Annotated in this window: 5 protein-coding genes and 1 other RNA gene; all 6 read right to left on the minus strand. The window is 71.9% G+C overall.

The annotated features are described in order from the left end of the window. Positions 1-44: 44 nt before the first annotated feature. Positions 45-329, minus strand: coding sequence for an HU family DNA-binding protein (locus tag ACFU7Z_RS32795; protein ID WP_030242980.1), 285 nt, complete (start codon positions 327-329; stop codon positions 45-47). Between the two features lie 508 nt (positions 330-837). Beyond that, on the minus strand, positions 838-2,310 hold the full coding sequence (locus tag ACFU7Z_RS32800) for an NAD-dependent malic enzyme (protein WP_049653443.1): 1,473 nt from the start codon (positions 2,308-2,310) through the stop codon (positions 838-840). Positions 2,311-2,671: 361 nt separating this feature from the next. Beyond that, positions 2,672-4,975 (minus strand): UvrD-helicase domain-containing protein, encoded by a 2,304-nt coding sequence (locus ACFU7Z_RS32805; protein WP_049653441.1) that lies wholly within the window; start codon positions 4,973-4,975, stop codon positions 2,672-2,674. Between the two features lie 150 nt (positions 4,976-5,125). After that, positions 5,126-5,507, minus strand: a transfer-messenger RNA (tmRNA) gene (gene ssrA, locus ACFU7Z_RS32810). A gap of 86 nt (positions 5,508-5,593) precedes the next feature. Further along, a complete protein-coding gene (gene smpB, locus ACFU7Z_RS32815) occupies positions 5,594-6,070 on the minus strand; it encodes an SsrA-binding protein SmpB (RefSeq protein ID WP_049653438.1) in 477 nt (158 codons plus the stop codon). A 44-nt stretch (positions 6,071-6,114) separates the two neighbouring features. Further along, positions 6,115-7,251, minus strand: a complete 1,137-nt coding sequence (locus ACFU7Z_RS32820; protein ID WP_380781530.1) for a S41 family peptidase — start codon at positions 7,249-7,251, stop codon at positions 6,115-6,117. Positions 7,252-7,340: the final 89 nt, after the last annotated feature.

Genomic DNA, 7,340 nt, shown 5'->3' on the forward strand with positions numbered 1-7,340 from the left:
CTCGCCAGTGGGGAGCCCGGCCTCTCGGGCGTTCAAGGGGTGGCTCAGGCAGCGCCCTTGGCGGCTTCCTTCAGCTTGGAGCCGGCGCTCACCTTGGCGCTGTAACCCGCGGCGATCTGGATCGGCTCGCCGGTCTGCGGGTTGCGGGCGGTGCGGGCAGCGCGGTGGGTGCGCTCGAAGGTCAGGAAACCGGGAATGGTGACCTTCTCGTCGCCCTTGGCGACGACCTCGCCGACGATCTCGGCGAAGGCGGCCAGAACGGCGTCGGCGTCCTTGCGGGTCACCTCGGCGCGCTCGGACAGCGCGGCCACCAGCTCACTGCGGTTCATGTGTACTCCTGTGGTCTGTTCGCTTGCGGTGCGCGGGGGCCCATCGGTGCTCCCACCGGGGGGCACCCGGATAGGCCGCAGGTCCGCACACTGTGCTCATGCAGGCAATGCGTGGTCGCAGGCCGGGTCCGTACCCGATGCCGCGCGCCGGAGCCGTCGAAGGCCCGCCCGCCCGCCTGGGTACGAATCCTGCCCCGACCGGCCCCGAGAAAGCCAATCGGGCCCCGGCCGAGCCACCCGAACATCGCCCGCCCGTCGGAGGTGTGACGCTCCGTCGGCTCCGGCGGACCGGACCCGGGCGGCGGTCGGGACGACACGCCGGAAGACCAGGGGGACGTTCCGTACTTGTCGGACACGCCTGCCCCGTGCAGGGCTACGGTACGCCCTACGACTGACAAGCCCAAACACGCCCCTCGCCCTTGTGTCGCAAGGGTTCGGGGCGAGCTGGGCGGGTATGACCGCTATTCGCACATTTGAGCGATCTGCGACACGTCGCCCGAGCCGTCCGTCAGAGCTTGACGGTGGGGAACGCGGCGGTGTCGAGGGTGCCCACGATGCCGGGGGTCGGACGGGCCGGCGCGCGGTCCTCCTGGGCCCCCGCCAGGGCCGCCTCGCGCACCGCGGAGGCGACGGTCTTGGCCACGTCCTTGTGGAACACGCTCGGGATGATGTAGTTCGCGTTCAGCTCGTCGTCGGCCACGGTGGTGGCCAGCGCGCGGGCGGCGGCGATCATCATCTCGGTGTTGACGGTGCGGCTCTGGGCGTCCAGCAGGCCGCGGAAGACACCCGGGAAGACCAACACGTTGTTGATCTGGTTCGGGAAGTCGCTGCGGCCGGTGGCGACCACGGCGGCGGTCTGCCGGGCGATGGCCGGGTCGACCTCCGGGTCCGGGTTGGCCAGCGCGAAGACGATCGAGTCCTCGGCCATGGTGGCCAGGTCGTCGCCGTCCAGGACGTTCGGGGCCGAGACGCCGATGAAGACGTCGGCGCCCGCCACGGCCTCCTTGAGGCTGCCGGTGCGGCCCGAGCGGTTGGTGTGCTCGGCGATCCAGCGCAGGTTCTCGTTGAGGTCCCCGCGGCCCAGGTGGACCACGCCGTGCACGTCCGCCACGGTGGCGTGCTCGACGCCGGCCGCCATCAGCAGCTTGAGGATCGCGGTGCCGGCGGCGCCGGCGCCCGACATCACCACGCGGATGTCGCCGATCCGCTTGCCGACCACCTTCAGCGCGTTGGTGAGGGCGGCCAGCACCACGATCGCGGTGCCGTGCTGGTCGTCGTGGAAGACCGGGATGTCCAGGGCCTCGCGCAGCCGGGCCTCGATCTCGAAGCAGCGCGGCGCGGAGATGTCCTCCAGGTTGATCCCGGCGAAGCCCGGGGCGATCGCCTTGACGATGGCGACGATCTCGTCGGTGTCCTGGGTGTCCAGGCAGATCGGCCAGGCGTCGATCCCGGCGAAGCGCTTGAACAGGGCCGCCTTGCCCTCCATGACGGGCAGCGCGGCCTCCGGGCCGATGTTGCCCAGGCCCAGCACCGCGGAGCCGTCGGTGACCACGGCGACGCTGTTGCGCTTGATGGTCAGGCGGCGGGCGTCCTCGGGGTTCTCCGCGATCGCCATGCAGACCCGGGCGACACCCGGGGTGTAGATCATGCTGAGGTCGTCACGGTTGCGGATCGGCAGCTTGGAGGACATCTCGATCTTGCCGCCGAGGTGCATCAGGAAGGTGCGGTCCGAGACCTTGCCGATCGACACGCCGTCGATCGTGCGCAGCTTCTCGACGATCTCCTCGCCGTGCGCGACCGAGGCCGCCGCCACCGTGACGTCGATCCGCAGCGCCTCCAGCCCGGAGGCGGTGACGTCGAGACCGGTCACCGATCCGCCGGAGGACTCCACGGCCGTGGTGATCGCGCTGACGGCGTTGCCCCGGGCCGGGACCTCCAGCCGTACCGTGATCGAGTTGGAGACACTGGGCACCGTCGCCATCGACGCTTCCTTCTTCCGTCTGTCCCGCAGGCTCAACATTTTGTTGAAGGCATCGCCTGCGCATGCTAGACGTCGATCGTCGCACCTTCCAAGGGGTAGCCAGAAATAACGTTCATTGAGTGTGCGGACCCGACAATCCCACCCGATGGCCGTCCGGCTCCCGCCGCTCGCTCCTTGCCTCTCCCGGCCGATGCGTTACATTGGACGGGACACCGGCTCGATCCAAGCCCCCGGGCCCAACCTTCGTCCCTTCGAGGGACCACTTGCCGCGAGGCGAGCATGGCGGGTCGGTGTCGTAAACGTCTGAAGGCCCCTCACCACCCGGTGAGGGGCCTTCTTCCGTCGGATCCCGTAGGGTCCGTCAGCCGTGCAGCAGCGCGGGCACGCCGGCCGCGTCCGGCAGGTCGTCCGGACCGGAGAGCACGGTCAGCCGCTGGGTCGCGCGGGTCAGCGCCACGTACAGCACCCGCAGGCCGGCCTCCGACTCGCCGGCGATGCCGGTCGGGTCGGCCACCACGGTCGCGTCGTACTCCAGGCCCTTGGCCTCCAGGCTGCCCAGCACCACCACGCGCCCGCCCAGGCCCTCGGCCCAGCCGGCCGCCTCGCCCCGGCGGTCCATCGGCACCACGAGCGCCACGGTGCCGTCCACCTCGGCCAGCAGCCGCTCCAGCTCGGCCCGGGCGGCCTTGCCGAAGGCCTCCGGCGCGGGGTCGGTGGTGGCCGCGAAGCGCGGCTCCACGCCGACGTGACGCACCGCGCTCGGCGACGGGGTGCCCGGCGCGGCCAGCGCCAGCACCTTGGCCGCCACCTCGGCGATCTCGGCCGGGTTGCGGTAGTTCACGGTCAGCGTGAAGCGGCGGCGCGGCTTGCCGGAGAGCACCTCGTCCAGCGCGGCCTGGGCCTCCTGCGGGAACGGCCAGGAGGACTGCGCCGGGTCGCCGACGATCGTCCAGGTGGCCATCCGGGCCCGGCGGCCGATCATCCGCCACTGCATCGGGGTGAGGTCCTGCGCCTCGTCCACGATGATGTGCGCGTACTCCGTGCGCTCGACCGGCTGGCGGTCGCGCTGGCGGGCGCTGCGGTCGGCGAAGGTGGTGACCTCGTCCAGGCCGCTCAGCAGGTCCACCGCGTCCACCTCGCGGACCTTCGGGCGGGCCGGCTCGCCGAGCAGCACCTGGAGCTCGTCGATCAGCGCGACGTCGTGCGCGGACAGCGCGCCCTCGCCCCGCCCGGACAGGTGGCGCCAGGAGGCCGCCAGCAGCCTGGCCTCGTCCGGGGTGACGGCCCGGCGGGCGATCCGGTTGGTGTGCCGGTGCTGGCGCAGCGTGGCGAGCACCCGGCGCGGGGTCAGCGCCGGCCACCAGGCGTCCAGGAAGTCCAGGAACGACGCCTCGTCCGAGACGTACTCGTCGAAGGACTCCTTCTCCTCCTGGCGCTGCTCGCGGGCGTAGTGGTCGGCGGGCTTCGGCAGGTCCCTGGTGGCCTGCTGCCACAGGGCGTCCAGCAGCAGCCGGCGGGCGCGCGGGCGCAGCAGGTTCAGCGGGGTGCCGCCGGAGCCCACCACGTTGCCGCGCACGGCCTTCAGCCGGGAGGCGTCCAGCTTCAGCACCTCGCCCCGGGCGACCACCTTGAGCTCCTGCGGCGCGCCCAGCTCCAGCGCCGCGCGGGCGGCCCGGCGCAGCAGCTGGACCATCCGGGCCGAGCCCTTGACCCGGGCCGCCTCGGGCGTGTCGTAGGTGTCCGCCTCGATGCCGTCCACCAGCGAGCCGACCGCCCGGATGGCGACCTGGCCCTCCTCGCCCAGCGCGGGCAGCACGCCCTCGGTGTACGAGACCAGCAGCGCGGTCGGCGAGACCACCAGGATGCCCCCGGCGTAGCGGCGGCGGTCCTGGTAGAGCAGGTAGGCGGCGCGGTGCAGGGCGACGGCGGTCTTGCCGGTGCCGGGGCCGCCGGTGACCAGGGTGGCGCCCGCGGCGGCGGCGCGGATCACCTCGTCCTGCTCCTTCTGGATGGAGGAGACGATGTCGCGCATCGAGTGGCTGCGGGCGCGGCCCAGCGAGGCCATCAGCGCGCCGTCGCCGACCACCGCCAGCTCCTCGCCGTCCAGGGTCGGGGTGAGGTCGGGACGCAGCAGGTCGTCCTCGACGCCGATCACCTTGCGGCCCTTGGAGCGGATCACCCGGCGGCGGATCACCCGGCCCGGTTCGACCGGGGTGGCGCGGTAGAAGGGGGCGGCGGCGGGCGCGCGCCAGTCGATCACCAGTGGGCCGTACTCGGCGTCCAGCACGCCCAGTCGGCCGATGTGGAGGGTCTCGGCGACGGCCGGGTCGGCCGGGTCGAGCGGGGTGTTCGACGGGATGCCGTGCTCCTCCGGGGCGTCGGCCCGCTGGAGGTCGATCCGGCCGAACAGGAAGTCCTCGAACTCGTTGTTCAGACGCTGGAGGTGGGCGCCGGCCCGGTAGACCTGGGCGTCGCGTTCGGCGAGCGCGCCGGGGGTGCCGACCTGGACCCGCTTGGCGGCGTCCTCCAGGATGTACTCGGCCTCGGCGAGCTTCTCCTCCAACCGGTGGTAGACGGTGTCGAGGTGCTGCTGCTCACCGGCGATCTCGCGTGCGCGGACGGTCTCGTGGTCGGTGGCGGGGGTGGTGGGCGTGTTGCTCTGCATGGCCTCGGTGGTAGCGGCGGAATCCGGCTCCGGAAAACGAGCGGACGGATGATCCTACGCCGCGACCCCCCGGCCGCGCTGCTCCGGAACGTACAAAAATCGAAGGCCGCCCTCCGCGGAGCGGAGGACGGCCTTCGTGTCAACATGGGGTGGTGGAGATGCCGGGAATCGAACCCGGGTCCAGTGGAGTTAATTCAGGGCTTCTCCGAGCGCAGTCCGCTGTGATTTTCTCGGCCCTGGCGGTCACACGGACAAGCCGCCAACAGGCCCAGCTGCTGTTTGATTTCCCATCCGCCCTCGCAGCCCGGGCGGACGGTTGAGTTCCCTAGATTATGCCAGGGTCCGGGTCGGGAACTCCCCGGTCTGACACCCAAGCGCTATCGGTGCTTATTAGGCAGCGAGAGCGAACTGCTGGGAATCGCGCTTAGAGTTGGCGATTATTTTTTTGCGACACGTGGTTAACGAGATCATTGCCGCGTTCCTCGGCTCGCTTCCCCTGTTTCAACATCCCCTGTCGAAACCGATCATCCCCATGTTTTGTTGAGAAACAGCTCGGACGGTCATCGTCCGTGTTGCTTGCGCCATAGTACGCGAGGCGACGGGCGAGGGTCCAGCGGATTAACCCTGGCGTCGGCGGGCCGCCGCCACCGCACGGGCCGTCTCGCGGGTGTCCTGCTTCTCGCGCAGCGTCTGGCGCTTGTCGTAGAGCTTCTTGCCGACCGCGAGCGCCAGTTCGAGCTTCACCCGGCCGTCCTTGAAGTACAGCGAGAGCGGGACCAGGGTGTGGCCCGCGTCGCGGACCTTGCTCTCGATCTTGTGGATCTCCATCCTGTGCAGCAGCAGCTTCCGCTTGCGCCGGGCCGCGTGGTTGGTCCACGTCCCCTGGGTGTACTCGGGGATGAAGACGTTGTCGATCCACGCCTCGTGGTTCTGGATGTACGCGTAGCCGTCGACCAGGTTGGCCCGCCCCTCGCGCAGCGACTTGACCTCGGTTCCGGTGAGGACGAGGCCGCACTCGTAGGTGTCGAGGATCGTGTACTCGTGTCGCGCCTTCTTGTTCTGCGCGATCAGCTTCTGTCCGGTTTCCTTTGCCATAACGCGGCCATTCTCGCACTTCGAGGCCGGATCGGGCAGCTGCTTTAGGCGCGGGTGCCCAGCCCCGAGAGGACCCGCAGGGCGAGCTCGTCGGCCTCCTCGCCCGAACCGGCCGGGACGTCGGGGGTGAGGCCGGTGCCGTCCGGGGAGCGGCCCGCCGGGGTGTAGTAGCGGCCGACGGTCAGCTCCAGCACGGCGCCGTCGGCGAGCCGGCTGGGCTGCTGGACGGTGCCCTTGCCGAAGGTCCGCGAGCCCACCACCACGGCGCGGCTGCGGTCCTGGAGGGCTCCGGCCAGCAGTTCGGCGGCGCTCATCGTGCCGCCGTCCACCAGCAGCACCAGCGGGGTGCGCTGGTCGCCGCCGGGCGGGGCGGTCAACTCCCTGGTCTCGCCGCGCTCCTGGTACGAGCCGACCGTTCCGCCGTCCAGGAAGATCCCGGCGGTGCCGGCCGCCTCGTCGACCAACCCGCCCGAGTTGCCGCGCAGATCGAGCACCACGCCGGCGTGCGGGGCGCGCAGTGCGGCGCGCACCTGGTCGGCCACGCCGCTGGTGAAGCCGCGCACGGTCACCCGCAGCACGCCCTTGCCCAGCTGCTCCGCGGTGACCTGCCGGCTGTCCAGCAGCACGCGCCGCAGCCGCAGTTCGCGCTCCTCCCCCTCGCCGCGCCGGACCGCCAGGGTGACCTCGGAGCCGGCCCGGCGCTCCTCACCCTGGCCGCGCAGCCGCGCGACCACCTCGGTGACCGGCAGGTGGTCGGCCTGGTCCTGGCCGATCCGTACGAGCCGGTCGCCGGCGGCGATCCCGGCCGCGGCGGCCGGGCCGCCGGGCGCGACCTGGGAGACCTCGGTGACGCCGTCCTGGCCGCGGCCGACCGAGAGGCCGACGCCCGGGTACCGGCCGTCCAGGCCCTGGCTGAACTCCGCGTACTCCTGGGCGCTGTAGTACGCGCCCCAGCGGTCGCCGCCGGCCGCCAGCAGGTGCTCGGCCTGCTGCTCGGACAGGGCGGCGCCGGCCGGGTCCGCCGGGAGCCCGCCGGTGGCCCGGGCGGTGTCGGCGGACGGGCTGTGCGGCGGCCCGCCCGGGTCGCCCCAGGCGCCGGTGGCCGCGCCGGCCAGCAGCACGGCGCCGAACACCAGGCTGAGCGCGGCCACCTGGCGGGCCCTGCGCGGAGTTTGCAGCATGGACCGGAGTGTAGACACCGCTCCGAGCGGGACGAACCGGAACGACGGGCCCCGGAACGCCGACGGCCCCGGACGGCGCAGTGCCGTCC

Origin of the sequence: Kitasatospora sp. NPDC057518 (assembly GCF_042802075.1) — a bacterium.
GTDB lineage: Bacteria > Actinomycetota > Actinomycetes > Streptomycetales > Streptomycetaceae > Kitasatospora.

Bases quoted from the DNA above. Each gene is read 5' to 3' on its own strand.
- ACFU7Z_RS32805 (WP_049653441.1), bottom strand. From the start codon at position 4,975: ATGCAGAGCAACACGCCCACCACCCCCGCCACCGACCACGAGACCGTC.
- ACFU7Z_RS32800 (WP_049653443.1), bottom strand. From the start codon at position 2,310: ATGGCGACGGTGCCCAGTGTCTCCAACTCGATCACGGTACGGCTGGAG.
- ACFU7Z_RS32795 (WP_030242980.1), bottom strand. From the start codon at position 329: ATGAACCGCAGTGAGCTGGTGGCCGCGCTGTCCGAGCGCGCCGAGGTG.
- smpB (WP_049653438.1), bottom strand. From the start codon at position 6,070: ATGGCAAAGGAAACCGGACAGAAGCTGATCGCGCAGAACAAGAAGGCG.
- ACFU7Z_RS32820 (WP_380781530.1), bottom strand. From the start codon at position 7,251: ATGCTGCAAACTCCGCGCAGGGCCCGCCAGGTGGCCGCGCTCAGCCTG.